This is a genomic window from Leifsonia sp. P73 (genome assembly GCF_051059105.1).
Lineage (GTDB): Bacteria > Actinomycetota > Actinomycetes > Actinomycetales > Microbacteriaceae > Leifsonia.
In genome coordinates, this window is record NZ_CP194931.1 from 201,092 (window position 1) to 215,510 (window position 14,419).

The window sequence follows — 14,419 nt, forward strand, 5'->3', positions numbered from 1 at the left end:
GAAAACTCAATCGATATCAAGAAGCTCAATCAGGCGAGTATTCTCGGGGTATGTCGACCCCGACGTCCCAGGAGGCACAGACGCCCGAGGAGGCCGCGCGCAGCGTGCCCGGCCCGTCCGCCGACCCGGACGCCAAACGCCGCCCCGCGTCCGTTGCGGAGATCAAGGCGCTGTCGCATCCGCTGCGGGTTCGCATCCTGCGGCTGTGCGGCGACCGCGAGCTGACCAACAAGCAGCTCGCCGACCGGCTGGGGGAGGACGCAGGCACGGTCTACTACCACGTCCGCCAGCTGGTGGCCGCGGGCTTCCTGGAGCCGGCGCCGGTGCGGTCGGGGGCGAGCGGCGCGCTGGAGAAGCCCTACCGTTCGACCGGCCGGAGCTGGTGGCTGTCGATGGCTCTGGACGACCAGGACCCCAGCCGGACCGTCGCGCCGGTGGAGGCCTTCCAGCAGGAGCTCGCGGAGGCCGGCCCGGCCTCCATCGCGACGTTCGCGCGCTTCTCGCTGCACCTGTCGCCGGAGGACGTCGCCGAGCTGGACCGCCGCATCGTGGCCGTCATCGACGCGTACGTCGAGACGGACCACGAGCGCAGCCACCTCCCGGCGCACGGCGGCATGTTGGTGGTGCACCGCAGCGCGGACTGAAACGCCGAAGGGCACGTCATCAAGGTGACGTGCCCTTCGTAATTGGGGTGAGTAACGGGGCTTGAACCCGCGACCTCCTGGACCACAACCAGGCGCTCTACCAGCTGAGCTATACCCACCATGTTCCGCGGTCGGAGGTCATCCGGGATGACCGTTCCTCGCGAGGCAACTCATCGATTCTAGTACATCTTGGCGGCCCATTTTTCCACCACACCCGCAGCCGCCTCCTGGGTCTGCTCGGTGGTGGGTCCCGGCTCGCCCACAAAGGCTGCAGCGCGGTAGTAGTCGAGCTCGCGGATCGACTCGAGGATGTCGGCCAGCGCTCGGTGGCCGCCGTTCTTCTCGGGGGCGTTGAAGTAGATGCGCGGGTACCAGCGCCGGGCCAGCTCCTTGATGGAGGAGACGTCGACGTTGCGGTAATGCAGGTGGTTGTCGAGGCGCGGCATGTACTTGGCGAGGAACATCCGGTCGGTGCCGATGGTGTTGCCCGCGAGCGGGGCCGTGCGTGCCGTCGGCGCGTACTTGAGGACGTACTCCAGCACCTCGTACTCGGCCTCGGCGAGGCTTTTGCCGTTCGGGATCTCCTCGATGAGTCCGGAGGTGGTGTGCATGTCGCGCACGAAGTCGTTCATGTTGGCGAGGGCGGAGGCGTCCGGCTTGATCACGATGCTGAGCCCCGGGTCGAGCACGTTCAGCTCGAAGTCGGTGATGACCACGGCGATCTCGACGAGCTCGTCGACCGCCAGGTCGAGTCCGGTCATTTCGCAGTCGATCCAGACCAGTCGATCACTTGAGGCAGCCATGCCCGCAAGTCTAGTGCGGGCCTCCGACCATCCGCGGCCGGCCCGCGACCAGCGCCTGGCCGGCGACCAGGGCCTGGCTGCGCACCGGCAGCGCCTCGGGGAGCTTGGGGCTGAGCCCGTCGCGGACCATCCGCGGCTGGCCCGCGACCAGCGGCTGGCTGCGGACCGGCAGCGGCTCGGGGAGCTTGGGGCTGAGCCCGTCGCCGGAGGAGATGCCGCGCAGCCGCCGGGCCGCCCACGGGATCGCGTGCACGCGCAGCCGGGTGCGCAGCGGGAGGTCGTCCGGCGGGGTCGGCGGGTCCTCCACCGCGCCCGGGGGCGCGTCGCTGCTCTCGGGCGAGGTCGTCTCCGCGTACGGCACGCCCAGCGCGTGCGCGGCGTGCGTCGCCAGCAGCCGGTGCCCGCGCGAGCTGAGGTGGACCCGGTCGGCGCCCCACATCGCCGGGTCGCGGAACTCCCGCACACCCCACACGTCGAGCACGACGGCGTGGTGGTCGCGGGCGATGCTCCAGATGTTCGCATTGAACACCGCGGCGCGCCCCGGAACGGCTTGAGGAAGAACGCGAACTGCGGGTCGAAGAGGTTCGCCAGCAGCACGGTCGTCCCGTGCGCGCGCAGCATCCGCACGCCGTCGGCGAGACGTTCGGCGAGCGCGTCCGGGTCGGCGGTCGGGCTCATCAGGTCGTTGGCGCCGACCAGGACCGACACCAGGTCGGGCTGCAGCGCGAGCGCCCCCGGCACCTGTTCGCCGACCACGTCGGCGATGCGCCTGCCACGGACGGCGAGGTTGGCGAACTCCACGGTCCCGCCGGAGAGCCGCGCGTCGCCGTCGAGGATGCCGGCGAGGCGGTCCGCCCAGCCGAGCCAGGCCCCGGGCCGTGCAGGCGCGGGATCGCAGAGCCCCTCGGTGATCGAGTCGCCGAGGGCCACGTAACGCGTGTAAGTGGTCCTGCTCACGCCCCGATTGTCGGTCGCCGGGGTGACGTGCGGGTGACGCGCCGGGCGCTGTCGCGGGATGGTCGCCGGGAATTCGCCGGACGTACACTGGTCGTCGTGGATGCGACACCCGCCATTGACCGTCCCGTCACCCGGGAGGTCGGCCTCACCCTGTACACGTCGGCGTTCTGCGAGCCGTGCATGCAGACCCGCGCCGTCCTCGCCGAGGCGGTGCGGCTCGTGCCGGGCCTGCGCGTGACGGAGCGTGACGTCGCCCGCGACCCCGCCCGAGCGGAGTCGGACGGCATCCGCTCGACGCCCACCGTCATCGTGCTCTGCGGGGACGGCGCCGAAGTCTTCCGCGCCGAGGGCGTCCCCACCCTCAACCAAGTCCTCGTCGCCGCAGCCCGCGCTCTCTGACGCGCCGCGAGACGGCTGATTCTCCGCCGCCTCGCGCGATTCGGGCCCACTTTGTGCCGCCTCGCGGCACCAGGGTGCCCCCGGCAGGAATCGAACCTGCGACCAAGAGATGAGAAGCACCGCGAGTTGTGCTCCTGCGCATGGGTGCCCCCGGCAGGAATCGAACCTGCGACCAAGAGATGAGAAGCACCGCGAGTTGTGCTCCTGCGCATGGGTGCCCCCGGCAGGAATCGAACCTGCGACCAAGAGATGAGAAGCACCGCGAGTTGTGCTCCTGCGCATGGGTGCCCCCGGCAGGAATCGAACCTGCGACCAAGAGATTAGAAGGCTCCTGCTCTATCCGCTGAGCTACGGGGGCGCGGGCTCCACGATACCGCAGGCGGATCGGGCGCCCGGCGCTAGAGCGTCGCCCCCGCCTTCCCTGCCCGGTTCACGATCGCGATCACCGGCCGCCGCCCGCGCAGCCCGAACCGCAGCCGGAGGCTGGCGTGCCGCGCGATCATCCACGCGACCACGACCGCCGCCGCCGCCGGCACCAGCCCGGAGATCGCCATCGCGATGTGCGGCCCGACGGCCTCCACCACCCAGCCCATCAGCGGTCCGCCGATCGCCTGGCCGCCGAGCAGCACCAGGATGTACAGCGAGATGACCCGGCCTCGGATCTGGACGTTCGACGACATCTGCACCAGCGAGTTCGCCGCCGTGATGAAGAGCAGGTTGCCGACGCCGATCCCGACGAGGAGGACACTGAAGGCGATCTGGTCCGGCGCCAGTCCCGCGAGGGCCTGGACGACGCCGAGTGCCGCGGCCGTGCCGACCACCATCGACAGGCGCACCGACGTGCGGCGGGTGGAGGCCAGCGCCCCGGCGAGCGCGCCGGCCGCGACGAGCGCGTTGAACATCCCGTAGCCGCGCGCCCCGACGTCGTACACGTTGTTGGCGTACGCGGCCAGGAACACCGGCATGTTGAAGGCGAAGACCGCGAGCACCGCGACCATCACCACGGTCCAGAAGATGACCGGCTTGCCGCGCACGTACCGCATCCCCTCGGCGAGCTGGCCCTTGCCGCGCGGCGCCGCCGGGGAGTGGTGCAGCTCCTTCGTCCGGAGGCTGAGCAGCGCGCCGACCACGGCCAGGCAGGCGGCCGAGTTGATCACGAACGACCATCCTCCGCCCACCGCGGTGATCAGGATGCCGCCGAGCGCCGGGCCGATGAGGCCGCCGAGCTGGAAGATCGAGGAGTTGAGGCTGATCGCGTTGCGGAGGTACTTCGGGCCGACCAGTTCGTTGACGAAGACCTGGCGCGCCGGGTTGTCGACGACGGTGACGAGGCCGAGCACGAACGAGATCGCGTAGACGTGCCAGACCTGCACGGCGTGCGTGAGCGTGAGGGTCGCGAGCAGCGCGGCGAGCGCGGCCGCCGCCGACTGCGTGCAGACGAGCAGCCGCTGCTTCGAGTAGCGGTCGGCGATCACGCCGCCCCACAGCCCGAACAGCAGCATCGGCGTGAACTGCATGAACACTGTCACGCCGACCGCGGCGACGCTGCCGGAGAGCTGGAGCACCAGCCAGTCCATCGCGATGCGCTGCATCCAGACGGCGGTGTTGGCGACGAGGTTGCCTGCGGCGAAGCGGCGGTAGTTGGTCACGCGCAGCGAGATGAAGGTCTCGCGCCACGGCGGCCGTGCGCTGAGGACGGGCATCGGGCCGGTGGGAGGGGCTGCTGCTGCTGCGGAGTTCGCCACGAGTCGTTCCTGCGTTCCTGGTTCCGTATGGTCTGTTCGAGTTCTCCCTCCACGCTACGGAATCCGCGGTATTCTTTCAGCGAATTGAACCTATAACTCCCATTGGGTTTCCGAATAGTCGCCGTGAACGGAGCACCGAATGTTCGACCCCGTCCTGCTGCGCACCTTCCTCGCGGTGGTCGACACGCGGTCGTTCACGCGCGCGGCCCAGCGGCTGGGCATCAGCCAGCCGACCGTCAGCCAGCACGTCCGCAGGCTGGAGCAGGCCGCCAAGCGCCAGCTCGTCTCGCGCGACACCCGGGAGGTGCGCCTGACCGACAACGGCGATGCGATGGCCGGGTTCGCCCGCACCATCCTCGCCGCGCACGCGGAGGCGGACAGCTACTTCAGCGGGTCGGCGATGCGCGGGAGGCTGCGGTTCGGCGCGGCGGACGACCTCGCGATCACGACCCTGCCGCGCATCCTCCGGCACTTCCGTCAGCAGAACCCGCAGGTCAACCTGGAGCTCACCGTCGACCAGTCCGCCCCGCTGCACCGGCGACTGAAGGCCGGCCACCTCGACCTCATCTTCATCAAACAGAACCCCGGCACCACCGACGGCACCGTGGTCGCGACCGACGAGCTGGTCTGGATCGGCCAGGAGAAGACCGCGCTCGAACCCGACCAGCCGGTCCCGCTGATCGCCTACCAGGGGCCGAGCCTCAGCCGTCAGATCACGATCGAGGCGCTGGAGGCCGCCGGCCGCACCTGGCGGATCACCTGCAACACCCGCGAGGTCAACGGCGTCCTCGCCGCCGTGCGCGCGGGCCTCGGGGTCGCGGTGTTCCCGCGGTCGCTCATCCCCACCGACCTGATCAAAGTCACCAACCGGTTCAGCCTCCCGGAACTCGGCCACGTGGACTTCACGCTGCTCTCCAACCCGTCCGCCGCGCGCGAACCGGTGGAGGCCCTCACGACGGCCATCCTCGCCAGGGCGGTCACGCGCGTGCCGTGACCGCCGTCTCAGCCCACGACCGGGATGCGATCCGGGTCGGGAGGCCGCACCCCGCCGTCCGCCGACCGCTGCCGCAGCAGCAGCGCGACGACCGGGAAGATCAGCACCGACAGCATCCCGGCGCCGACCAGCGCGGTGGCGGTCCCGGAGGTCAGGTCGTGGTCCTTCAGCCCGATGTTCGTCACGGCGACGATGATCGGCAGCCCGGTCGCGCTGAACAGCGTGAGCGACGCCCGGTCGGCGAACGTCGACCCGCGCGGGGCAGCGAGCGAGCCGGGGATGCCGCGAACGATGACCAGCAGCACCAGGAAGATCGGCAGCAGGAGCAGTGCGTGCGGATCGCCGAGGAGACCGCGCAGGTCGAAGGTGATCCCGGTCTCGATGAAGAACACCGGGACGAGCACGCCGAACGCCACGGCCTCCAGCTTGGTCTCGATGAGCTTCGCGTCCTCCTCGGCCGCGCCGGAGAGGAGGACTCGGACGACCACGCCCGCGGCGAACGCGCCGAGCAGCATGTCCAGGCCGAGCGCGAGGCTCAGCCCGACCAGCGCGGCGATGGCCAGCACCACGACGCGGACGGCGAACTGCCCGCTGGTGTGCAGGGTGGCGCGCACGAGCGCGTGGAACCGCGCGTGGCCTCCCCGCGCCGCGAACCACACCGCACCCGCAGCGACCACCGCGAACGCGATCAGCACCAGTGCGGCGGTGAGCGGCCTCCGACCGGAGAGGAACAACGAGATGGCCAGCAGCGGCCCGAACTCGCCCACGGCGCCGACGGCCGTGACCGCGAGGCCGAACGGGGTGCGCAGCTCGCCGGCGTCGCGCAGCATCGGCATGAGCGTCCCGAGCGCGGTGGAGCACAGCGCGATCCCGACGTAGACGCCGGCGATCGCGTCCGGCGCGAGCAGCACGCCGAGCAGCACGCCGCCGGCCAGCGAGATGACCCAGCCGAGCGAGGCGCGGCGCAGCGGCCGCCCGCGGATCGCGTGGAAGTCGATCTCGTTGCCCGCCATGAAGAACAGGAAGGCCAGGCCGAACTGGCCGACCGCGTGCAGCGCGTCCGACGCCGGCACCCAGCCCAGCACGCTCGGGCCGACCAGGATGCCGAGCAGGATCTCGAACACGACGAGCGGGATCTTCGCCACCCTCCCCACCACCGAGGCGAAGAGGGCGGCGACGACGGCGAGCAGCGGCACGAGGACGATCGTTCCGACGAGCGGGTTCATGCGGCCGATGCTAGAGCCGGCTCGCGGCGCGCGGGGAGTTCACACGGACGAAATCCGCCCCCGGTATCGTGGCAGCATGCGTGAACTCCAGGCCAGGATCATCGACGAGCTGAACGTGACGCCGAGCGTCGACGCCGCGGAGGAGGTCGCCAAGCGCGTCGACTTCCTCACGCGCTACCTGAGGGCGACCGGAGCCTCCGGCTTCGTGCTGGGGATCAGCGGAGGGCAGGACTCCTCCCTCGCCGGGCGGCTCTGCCAGCTCGCGGTCGAGCGGCTTGCCGCTGAGGGCGTCGAGGCCGAGTTCATCGCAGTGCGCCTGCCGTACGGGGTGCAGCACGACGAGGACGACGCGCAGCTCGCGCTGGGCTTCATCCGGCCCCAGCGCACCATCGAGTTCAACATCAAGCGCGGCGTGGACGGGGTGGACGCCGAGTTCGGCGACGCCGTCGGCGAGGCGATGACCGACTTCACCAAGGGCAACGTCAAGGCCCGCCTGCGGATGGTGGCGCAGTACGCCATCGCGGGCCAGCGGCGCCTGCTGGTGGTCGGCACCGACCACGCGGCGGAGGCCGTGACCGGCTTCTTCACCAAGTACGGAGACGGCGGCGCGGACGTGCTGCCGCTCAGCGGCCTCACCAAGCGCCAAGGCCGTGCGCTGCTGGAGTACCTGGAGGCGCCCGCGCGCCTCTACGAGAAGGCGCCGACCGCCGACCTCCTCGACCTCGACCCCGGCCAGACCGACGAGGCCAACCTGGGCATCCAGTACAGCGACATCGACGACTTCCTGGAGGGCCGGGAGGTCGCGGATGAGATCGCGTCGGCGATCGAGACGCGCTACCTGGCCACCGAGCACAAGCGCCGCGTGCCCGCGAGCATGTTCGACGACTGGTGGACGACGCGCGGCGACTACAGCCGCTGAGCGACGCCTCCCGGGCACGAGTAAGGGGCGCCGACCGGGTGGTCGGCGCCCCTTACTGTCCGTGGGGGAGGCTCGGGTGCGCGGAGGTCAGCCGACGGGCTGGCCGAAGCGCGGGTTCGGAGTGGTGTCGTTCTCGTCGCCGGCTGCGGCGAACGCGGACACCGGGAGCGGGGTCTCGTCGTTGGCGCCGCCCGCGGTGGGGTAGTTGGCGGAGGTGAACGAGGCGTCGGTGTGCGCGGCGGGGGCGCTGGGCGCAGGAGCGCTGGCCGCGGGAGCGGCGTAGGTCGTGGCCGGGACCGTCTCCTCCGTCGCGGCAGGCGCCGTGTACTGCTCGTGGTGCTGCTGCGCGACCCAGGCGTCCTGCTGGACCACCAGGGAGTTGCTGGGGTCGGCGCTCTCGAAGCGCCAGCGCTCGAGGTCACCCTGGAAGATGCGGCGCGCGCGGCCCGGCTTGTTCTGCCACTCGATCAGCCGGTCGCGGAACTCCGCGACGGCCGGGTCGAGCTGGTAGCCGAACGTCGCGGACGCGCGCTTCATCTCGGCGAGCTGGTGGCCCGCCCAGTTCGCGGCGATGCCGGAGCCCTTGATCGGCAGGAGCCGCACGAGGATGTCGGCCTGTCCCACGGCGCGGTCGGAGAGCACCTGCTCGGCCGGGGTCAGCGAGTTCCAGACGGACGCCTCGGTCGCCGCGTCGACGAGCGCGGCGATCGCGCTGGCCTTCTGCTGACGGTCGGTGCGCGAGAGGAGTCCACGGAGGGCGCCGCGCGCGATCCACGCGGCGAGCAGACCGGAGACGATGACGGCGATCGCGAGGACCGCCGCAGTGAAGACCGCGGGCTGCGCGGCCGACGAGTTGAGCCAATCGACGAAGTCATTCCACCACTGCATGCCGCGATGGTAACGGGGCGGACCGTTCGGTCCGCGCAGCGCGGCGCTGTGTCGCGCATCCCGCCTGCGAAGCCCGCGGAACGGCGGCGCCGTAGCAGAATGGAGGCCGGACCGATCGAAGGGATGGACCGATGCAGACTTTCGTCCTCGCCGGCGGGTGCTTCTGGTGCCTCGACGCCGTCTACCGCGTGCTCCGCGGGGTGCAGGACGTGGTGTCCGGCTACACCGGCGGCGCCACTGTGGACCCGAGCTACGAGGAGGTGTGCACCGGCACGACCGGGCACGCCGAGGCCGTCGCCGTGACCTTCGACCCGGAGGTCATCCCGGCCGAGGTGATCCTCGACGTCTTCTTCACGCTGCACGACCCGCGGCAGCTGAACCGGCAGGGCGCCGACGTCGGCACGCAGTACCGGTCGGCGATGTTCTTCGACGGCGATGAGCAGCGCGCGCTGTTCGAGGCCGCGCGCGACCGGGCGTCCGAGTACTGGGAGGGCGGCATCGTGACCACGATCGAGCCGCTCGGGCCGTTCTACCGCGCAGAGGACTACCACCAGGACTTCTTCGCCAAGAACCCCGGTCAGGGCTACTGCCTGGCGGTCGCGCTGCCCAAGGTGAACAAGATCCGCGCCTCGTACGCGCCGTACGTGGTCGCGGCCTGACGTCCGCCGGGTCGTCCTCCACAGGCCGACCGACTTCGCGCGTTCTCCACGGATCTCCGTTCTCGCCCCCGCGCCTCTTGCGGCTCGGCCATCGTTGACGTACGGCCTCACGGGAGGGCGTGGAGACGGGGGACGACATGGCAGAGACGGTGACGGTACGGGGCACGGTGGCGACGAGCCCGCGGCACGTCGAACCGGAGACGGGCGCGCCGATCACGAGCTTCCGGCTCGTGACGAACGACCGCAGGCGCGAACGGCGCTCGGGGGCGAAGGTCCCCGATGCGCAGTCCAACTGGTTCACGGTCACGGCGTTCGACGAGCTCGCCGTCAGCGCGGCGGCCTGCATCGCGCGCGGCGATCCGCTCGTGGTGGCCGGGAGGCTGTGCGTGCGCGATTGGGAGGGTGAACAGCTCGGCGTGACCGTCGAGATCGAGGCGGAGGCGATCGGGCACGACCTGAGCTGGGGCCGCAGCGAGTTCACGCGCTCCACGGCCGGAATCGCCCTGCCGCCGGCGCGCGGGGGCGTGGCGGTCGCGCCGTCATCGCTGCCGGATGCGGCAGAGCATCCGGGCGATCCCAGAGGCGCAGGGCCCTAGGGTGGAGGGCATGAGAGCGCCCGCCCGCCCCGCCGCCGTCCTGCTCGCGGGCGCGGCCGTCGCGGCGGCGCTTCTGCTGAGCGCGTGCACCGGGGGTCATCCGGGGGCGACGACCGATCCGGCGCCGCATACGACGGCGACGGACTCGGCTTCCGGGACGCCGACGCCGACCGCGAGCGCGGCGCCGGCGCTCGTCCCCGGGGAACCGCGGAGCAGAACCTGCCCTACTTCGACAAGGTCAACCAGGCGACGATCGCGGCCAAGCCCGCCGCGCAGGGGCGCGACTTCATCGACGCGCTCGTCGCAGCGGGGTTCACCAAGTCCGACATGCAGGTCACTCCGGACATGACCACGATCGGGCTCAAGGCGGCCTCCATCCAGTTCTCCGTGCGATTCGGAGCGGGCTGCGTGATCGGCCAGTACGGGCCGGACTCCGGCGGCTACACCAGCCTCACCAGCCCCACGCTCGCGACCGGAGGCTGCCTGATCGGACAGACCCGGCCGATCGACTGGTAGTTCCCGGTATCCTCGTACAGGGCTTCGACCCCGCGAGTCCAAGACAGGGAGTTCAGGAACAAGAGTGGCCGAATACATTTACTCGATGGTCAGGGCCCGCAAGGCCGTCGGCGACAAGGTGATCCTCGACGACGTGACGATGGCGTTCCTGCCGGGAGCGAAGATCGGCGTCGTCGGGCCGAACGGCGCCGGTAAGTCGACCATCCTGAAGATCATGGCCGGCCTCGACACCCCGTCCAACGGCGAGGCCAAGCTGTCTCCCGGCTACACGGTCGGCATCCTCATGCAGGAGCCGGTGCTCGACGAGAACAAGACCGTCCTGGAGAACGTGCAGGAGGGCGTCGGCGAGATCAAGGGCAAGGTCGACCGCTTCAACGAGATCTCCGGGCTGCTGGCCGACCCCGACGCCGACTTCGACACGCTGCTGGCCGAGATGGGCACGCTGCAGGAGCAGATCGACGCCGCCGACGCCTGGGACCTCGACTCCCAGCTCGAACAGGCGATGGACGCGCTGCGCTGCCCGCCGGGGGACTGGCCGGTCAACACGCTCTCCGGCGGTGAGAAGCGCCGCGTCGCGCTCTGCAAGCTGCTGCTGCAGAAGCCCGACCTCCTGCTCCTGGACGAGCCCACCAACCACCTCGACGCCGAGAGCGTGCTCTGGCTGGAGCAGCACCTCGCCAAGTACCACGGCGCCGTGCTCGCCGTCACCCACGACCGGTACTTCCTCGACCACGTGGCCGAGTGGATCGCCGAGGTCGACCGCGGCCACCTCTACCCGTACGAGGGCAACTACTCCACCTACCTGGAGAAGAAGCGCGAGCGTCTCGCGATTCAGGGCAAGAAGGACGCCAAGCTGGCCAAGCGACTGTCGGACGAGCTCGACTGGGTGCGCAGCAACGCCAAGGGCCGCCAGGCCAAGTCCAAGGCGCGTCTGGCGCGCTACGAGGAGATGGCGGCCGAGGCCGAGCGCACCAGGAAGCTCGACTTCGAGGAGATCCAGATCCCGCCGGGGCCGCGCCTCGGCCAGATCGTGATCGACGCGAAGAACCTGCAGAAGGGCTTCGGCGACCGCGTCCTCATCGACGGCCTCACCTTCACGCTGCCGCGCAACGGCATCGTCGGCGTCATCGGCCCGAACGGCGTCGGCAAGACCACGCTGTTCAAGACGATCGTCGGACTGGAGCCCCTCGACAACGGCGACCTGAAGGTCGGCGAGACCGTCCAGATCTCGTACGTCGACCAGACCCGAGGCGGCATCGACCCGAACAAGAACGTCTGGGAGGTCGTCTCCGACGGGCTCGACTACATCCAGGTCGGCAAGACCGAGGTCCCATCGCGCGCGTACGTCTCCACCTTCGGGTTCAAGGGACCGGACCAGCAGAAGAAGTCGGGCGTGCTCTCCGGCGGTGAGCGCAACCGCCTGAACCTGGCGCTGACGCTCAAGCAGGGCGGCAACCTGCTGCTGCTGGACGAGCCGACCAACGACCTCGACGTCGAGACGCTCTCCAGCCTGGAGAACGCCCTGCTCGAGTTCCCCGGCTGCGCCGTGGTCATCACCCACGACCGGTGGTTCCTCGACCGCATCGCGACCCACATCCTCGCCTACGAGGGCACCGAGGAGAACCCGTCCGACTGGTACTGGTTCGAGGGCAACTTCGAGGCGTACGAGGAGAACAAGGTCGACCGCCTGGGCCCGGATGCCGCGAAGCCGCACCGCTCCGCGTACCGCAAGCTGACGCGCGACTGACGCCGGCATGCGACTGCACGTCCCGATCAAGCTCCGCTGGAGCGACCTCGACGCGTACGGCCACGTGAACAACGCCGCGATGCTGCGCCTCCTGGAGGAGGCGCGCATCGAGGCGTTCTGGGCGAGTGACGAGCACGCTGTGGGCGGCTCGACCGCGGTGCTCGACGGCACGCCCGGCGCCGACACGCTGACGCTCATCGCGCGGCAGGAGATCGAGTACCTCGCGCCCATCCCGTACCTGCGGCAGCCGCTCGACGTGCAGCTGTGGCTCGGCAGGCTGGGCGGCGCGAGCCTGGAGGTCAACTACGAGGTGTGGACGCCCGAGGGCGTCGAGCCGCGCACGATGTACTCGCGCGCGTCGACCACGATCGTGCTGGTCGACGCCGCGAGCGAGCGCCCGCGCCGGATCAACGACCGCGAGCGCGAGGCCTGGACCCCGTACCTCGACGCCCCCGTCCAGTTCACCAAGCGCTGACCCGCCCCGTCGCTCCGCCGAGGGCACGTCGTTGTCACTTCTGGAGACCGGAAGTGACAACAACGCGCCCCTCGATCGGTGAAGGGGCTATTGGGTGATGGTGACTTTGCCGGCGGAGACGGTCGCCGTCAGCTTCGTCAGGGGCGTGCTCGCCGGTCCGTTGATGACGTCGCCCGTCGCCGCGTCGAAGCGGGAGCCGTGGCACGGGCAGTCGAACTCCTTGCCCTGCGGCGCCACGGTGCAGCCCGCGTGCGTGCACACCGCGCTGAAGGCGACCACCGAGCCGGCCGAGGGCTGCGAGACGACGATCGGCGTGGAGCCGAGCTGTGCGGAGACAGCGCCGCCGACCGGGATCGACGAGAGAGCGACGGTGGCCGAGCCGCCGTTCCCCGATCCGTCGCCCGACGACGCGCCCGAACCCTGCGGAGTGCATGCCGCCAGCAGCAGCGCCCCCGCGCCTGCTGCGGACACGCCGCCGATCTGAACGAGGGTGCGGCGCGTCAGCGGCGCGGATTCGGTCATTGTGGATCCTCCCGGTCGGCAGTGCTTTCTCTTAGGTTAGGCACGGGAGGGTGACGACAGCGGTTCACACATCGAGTTCTGAACTTTTCCATCACCCTCTCCGTGGTTAGTGCAGGAGGTGACCATGCCGGATGAGGACGCACGCCTGCTGCGGGAGCTGCACGACCAGCACGCGCAGGCGGTCTGGCGTTACGTCGTCCACCTCACCGGCGACCGAGCGATGGCCGACGACGTCGTGCAGGAGACCCTGCTGCGCGCCTGGCGCAAGCCGGCGGTGCTGGATCAGACCCAGCAGTCCGCGCGCGCCTGGCTGTTCACCGTCGCCCGCAACATCGTCATCGACGACAAGCGGAGCGCGCACTCGCAGCACGAGTTCGGAACCGACACCCTCCCGGAGCGGCCGTCGTCGCTGGACGACGGCGCCGACGCCGTCCTCGACGCGTGGCTCGTCTCCGACGCGCTGGCCGAACTGTCGGACGAGCACCGCGCCGTGATCGTCCACGCGTACTACGGGGGCAGGTCCATCGCCGAGATCTCCCGTGAGCTGGACATCCCGGAGGGCACGGTCAAGTCGCGGCTGCACTACGGCCTGCGGGCCATGCGGCTCGCGCTGCAGGAGAGAGGGGTGACGGAGCGATGAACCACGACGAGTTCGCCACCTGGGACGCCGCCTACGTCCTCGGCGCCCTCGCTCCGGCGGAGCGCAAGGAGTTCGAGGAGCACCTGCGCGAGTGCGGGCGCTGCTCGGCGGCGGTCGCCGAGCTCGCCGGCATGCCCGGGCTGCTCGGCCGGGTGCCCCGGGAGCAGGCGTTCGCCCTGCTCGACGAGGAGGCCCCCCAGGACGCCGGGCTCGGCGCGGAGGTGCTCCCGTCGCTGCTGGACGCCGCCCGGCGGCGCAGGCGGCGGTCGCGCTGGCTGGTGGGCGGTCTCGCCGCTGCGGCGGCGGCCGTGCTCGTGGGGGCCATCGCGATCGCCGTCCCGGCGCTGGAGCCCGGCTCGCCCGCGGGCACGAGCGTCGCGATGGAACAGGTGGAGCCGAGCGCGCTGTCCGCCGACCTCCACCTCACGTCGGAGCCGTGGGGCACGCGGATCGACTCGCGCTGCGCCTACGCGAAGGTCGGCGGCGACGACGGCGGCCGCACCTGGACCTACGCGATGGTCGTCACCGACAAGTCCGGCCACCAGACGCAGATCTCGACCTGGACGGCCGCGGAGGGAACCGTCGTCGAGCCCGCGGCCACGACGAGCGTGCCGCTGCCCGACATCGCCGCCATCGACATCCGGTCGGCGGCCAACGGGACGGTGCTGCTGCGCAGCACGTTCGGCTAG

At 70.7% G+C, this 14,419-nt stretch carries 17 protein-coding genes, 2 tRNA genes and 1 pseudogene; 11 read left to right on the forward strand and 9 right to left on the reverse strand.

Annotation, left to right across the window (positions count from 1 at the left end; all coding sequences use genetic code 11):
* The first annotated feature begins 50 nt into the window (after nucleotides 1–50).
* The gene (locus ACQ86L_RS01030; RefSeq protein ID WP_434317315.1) at nucleotides 51–644 is read left to right on the forward strand and encodes an ArsR/SmtB family transcription factor; all 594 of its coding nucleotides are present in this window, start codon (nucleotides 51–53) and stop codon (nucleotides 642–644) included.
* Nucleotides 645–687: 43 nt separating this feature from the next.
* On the opposite strand, the gene ACQ86L_RS01035 is transcribed toward ACQ86L_RS01030, so the two are convergent.
* The 4 genes and pseudogenes from ACQ86L_RS01035 to ACQ86L_RS01050 all read right to left on the reverse strand — a co-directional run.
* Nucleotides 688–763, reverse strand: a tRNA-His gene (locus tag ACQ86L_RS01035).
* Nucleotides 764–823: 60 nt separating this feature from the next.
* A complete protein-coding gene (orn, locus tag ACQ86L_RS01040; RefSeq protein ID WP_434318959.1) occupies nucleotides 824–1,447 on the reverse strand; it encodes an oligoribonuclease in 624 nt (207 codons plus the stop codon).
* Between the two features lie 10 nt (nucleotides 1,448–1,457).
* Nucleotides 1,458–1,976, reverse strand: a complete 519-nt coding sequence (locus ACQ86L_RS01045; RefSeq protein ID WP_434318991.1) for a hypothetical protein — start codon at nucleotides 1,974–1,976, stop codon at nucleotides 1,458–1,460.
* 101 nt (nucleotides 1,977–2,077) lie between these two features.
* Nucleotides 2,078–2,404, reverse strand: a pseudogene (locus tag ACQ86L_RS01050) (SGNH/GDSL hydrolase family protein); the annotation flags it as partial.
* A 96-nt stretch (nucleotides 2,405–2,500) separates the two neighbouring features.
* Between ACQ86L_RS01050 and ACQ86L_RS01055 the strand changes: the two are divergent.
* The gene (locus ACQ86L_RS01055) at nucleotides 2,501–2,803 is read left to right on the forward strand and encodes a glutaredoxin family protein (RefSeq protein WP_434317316.1); all 303 of its coding nucleotides are present in this window, start codon (nucleotides 2,501–2,503) and stop codon (nucleotides 2,801–2,803) included.
* A gap of 285 nt (nucleotides 2,804–3,088) precedes the next feature.
* Here ACQ86L_RS01055 and ACQ86L_RS01060 read toward each other — a convergent pair.
* Nucleotides 3,089–3,161 (reverse strand) — tRNA-Arg (locus ACQ86L_RS01060).
* A 40-nt stretch (nucleotides 3,162–3,201) separates the two neighbouring features.
* Complete coding sequence (locus ACQ86L_RS01065) at nucleotides 3,202–4,506, reverse strand: MFS transporter (RefSeq protein WP_434318960.1); 1,305 nt, start codon at nucleotides 4,504–4,506, stop codon at nucleotides 3,202–3,204.
* A gap of 181 nt (nucleotides 4,507–4,687) precedes the next feature.
* Between ACQ86L_RS01065 and ACQ86L_RS01070 the strand changes: the two genes are divergently transcribed.
* Nucleotides 4,688–5,542 carry a LysR substrate-binding domain-containing protein gene (locus ACQ86L_RS01070; protein WP_345839262.1) on the forward strand — a complete coding sequence of 285 codons (855 nt, stop codon included), beginning with the start codon at nucleotides 4,688–4,690 and terminating at the stop codon, nucleotides 5,540–5,542.
* A gap of 8 nt (nucleotides 5,543–5,550) precedes the next feature.
* Here the strand turns inward: ACQ86L_RS01070 and ACQ86L_RS01075 are convergent, their stop codons facing one another.
* The gene (locus ACQ86L_RS01075; protein ID WP_434317317.1) at nucleotides 5,551–6,768 is read right to left on the reverse strand and encodes a cation:proton antiporter; all 1,218 of its coding nucleotides are present in this window, start codon (nucleotides 6,766–6,768) and stop codon (nucleotides 5,551–5,553) included.
* Between the two features lie 76 nt (nucleotides 6,769–6,844).
* On the opposite strand from ACQ86L_RS01075, the gene nadE reads away from it, so the two are divergent.
* Complete coding sequence (nadE, locus tag ACQ86L_RS01080) at nucleotides 6,845–7,687, forward strand: ammonia-dependent NAD(+) synthetase (protein ID WP_434317318.1); 843 nt, start codon at nucleotides 6,845–6,847, stop codon at nucleotides 7,685–7,687.
* Nucleotides 7,688–7,774: 87 nt separating this feature from the next.
* Here nadE and ACQ86L_RS01085 read toward each other — a convergent pair whose 3' ends face one another.
* Nucleotides 7,775–8,575, reverse strand: a complete 801-nt coding sequence (locus ACQ86L_RS01085; protein WP_434317319.1) for a hypothetical protein — start codon at nucleotides 8,573–8,575, stop codon at nucleotides 7,775–7,777.
* A gap of 131 nt (nucleotides 8,576–8,706) precedes the next feature.
* Here ACQ86L_RS01085 and msrA point away from each other — a divergent pair, with 131 nt between their 5' ends.
* From msrA to ACQ86L_RS01110, 5 genes are all read left to right on the forward strand, one after another.
* Nucleotides 8,707–9,234, forward strand: a complete 528-nt coding sequence (gene msrA / locus ACQ86L_RS01090; protein ID WP_434317320.1) for a peptide-methionine (S)-S-oxide reductase MsrA — start codon at nucleotides 8,707–8,709, stop codon at nucleotides 9,232–9,234.
* 137 nt (nucleotides 9,235–9,371) lie between these two features.
* Complete coding sequence (locus ACQ86L_RS01095) at nucleotides 9,372–9,830, forward strand: single-stranded DNA-binding protein (protein WP_434317321.1); 459 nt, start codon at nucleotides 9,372–9,374, stop codon at nucleotides 9,828–9,830.
* A gap of 84 nt (nucleotides 9,831–9,914) precedes the next feature.
* On the forward strand, nucleotides 9,915–10,346 hold the full coding sequence (locus tag ACQ86L_RS01100; RefSeq protein ID WP_434317322.1) for a DUF6993 domain-containing protein: 432 nt from the start codon (nucleotides 9,915–9,917) through the stop codon (nucleotides 10,344–10,346).
* 64 nt (nucleotides 10,347–10,410) lie between these two features.
* Nucleotides 10,411–12,093 (forward strand): energy-dependent translational throttle protein EttA, encoded by a 1,683-nt coding sequence (ettA, locus tag ACQ86L_RS01105; protein WP_434317323.1) that lies wholly within the window; start codon nucleotides 10,411–10,413, stop codon nucleotides 12,091–12,093.
* Between the two features lie 7 nt (nucleotides 12,094–12,100).
* Complete coding sequence (locus ACQ86L_RS01110) at nucleotides 12,101–12,568, forward strand: acyl-CoA thioesterase (protein WP_434317324.1); 468 nt, start codon at nucleotides 12,101–12,103, stop codon at nucleotides 12,566–12,568.
* 87 nt (nucleotides 12,569–12,655) lie between these two features.
* On the opposite strand, the gene ACQ86L_RS01115 is transcribed toward ACQ86L_RS01110, so the two are convergent.
* Nucleotides 12,656–13,090 (reverse strand): ubiquinol-cytochrome c reductase iron-sulfur subunit, encoded by a 435-nt coding sequence (locus tag ACQ86L_RS01115; RefSeq protein WP_434317325.1) that lies wholly within the window; start codon nucleotides 13,088–13,090, stop codon nucleotides 12,656–12,658.
* A gap of 124 nt (nucleotides 13,091–13,214) precedes the next feature.
* Between ACQ86L_RS01115 and ACQ86L_RS01120 the strand changes: the two genes are divergently transcribed.
* On the forward strand, nucleotides 13,215–13,730 hold the full coding sequence (locus tag ACQ86L_RS01120; protein WP_434317326.1) for a sigma-70 family RNA polymerase sigma factor: 516 nt from the start codon (nucleotides 13,215–13,217) through the stop codon (nucleotides 13,728–13,730).
* Nucleotides 13,727–14,419: an anti-sigma factor family protein gene (locus ACQ86L_RS01125; protein WP_434317327.1), complete on the forward strand. Its 693-nt coding sequence runs from the start codon at nucleotides 13,727–13,729 to the stop codon at nucleotides 14,417–14,419. The genes ACQ86L_RS01120 and ACQ86L_RS01125 overlap by 4 nt, the downstream gene beginning before the upstream one ends.

What these genes read in the sequence shown, in the direction of transcription:
- ACQ86L_RS01030 (WP_434317315.1), top strand. Translation starts at nt 51, where the DNA reads ATGTCGACCCCGACGTCCCAGGAGGCACAGACGCCCGAGGAGGCCGCG.
- orn (WP_434318959.1), bottom strand. Translation starts at nt 1,447, where the DNA reads ATGGCTGCCTCAAGTGATCGACTGGTCTGGATCGACTGCGAAATGACC.
- ACQ86L_RS01065 (WP_434318960.1), bottom strand. Translation starts at nt 4,506, where the DNA reads ATGCCCGTCCTCAGCGCACGGCCGCCGTGGCGCGAGACCTTCATCTCG.
- ACQ86L_RS01070 (WP_345839262.1), top strand. Translation starts at nt 4,688, where the DNA reads ATGTTCGACCCCGTCCTGCTGCGCACCTTCCTCGCGGTGGTCGACACG.
- ACQ86L_RS01075 (WP_434317317.1), bottom strand. Translation starts at nt 6,768, where the DNA reads ATGAACCCGCTCGTCGGAACGATCGTCCTCGTGCCGCTGCTCGCCGTC.
- nadE (WP_434317318.1), top strand. Translation starts at nt 6,845, where the DNA reads ATGCGTGAACTCCAGGCCAGGATCATCGACGAGCTGAACGTGACGCCG.
- ACQ86L_RS01085 (WP_434317319.1), bottom strand. Translation starts at nt 8,575, where the DNA reads ATGCAGTGGTGGAATGACTTCGTCGATTGGCTCAACTCGTCGGCCGCG.
- msrA (WP_434317320.1), top strand. Translation starts at nt 8,707, where the DNA reads ATGCAGACTTTCGTCCTCGCCGGCGGGTGCTTCTGGTGCCTCGACGCC.
- ACQ86L_RS01095 (WP_434317321.1), top strand. Translation starts at nt 9,372, where the DNA reads ATGGCAGAGACGGTGACGGTACGGGGCACGGTGGCGACGAGCCCGCGG.
- ACQ86L_RS01110 (WP_434317324.1), top strand. Translation starts at nt 12,101, where the DNA reads ATGCGACTGCACGTCCCGATCAAGCTCCGCTGGAGCGACCTCGACGCG.
- ACQ86L_RS01115 (WP_434317325.1), bottom strand. Translation starts at nt 13,090, where the DNA reads ATGACCGAATCCGCGCCGCTGACGCGCCGCACCCTCGTTCAGATCGGC.
- ACQ86L_RS01120 (WP_434317326.1), top strand. Translation starts at nt 13,215, where the DNA reads ATGCCGGATGAGGACGCACGCCTGCTGCGGGAGCTGCACGACCAGCAC.
- ACQ86L_RS01125 (WP_434317327.1), top strand. Translation starts at nt 13,727, where the DNA reads ATGAACCACGACGAGTTCGCCACCTGGGACGCCGCCTACGTCCTCGGC.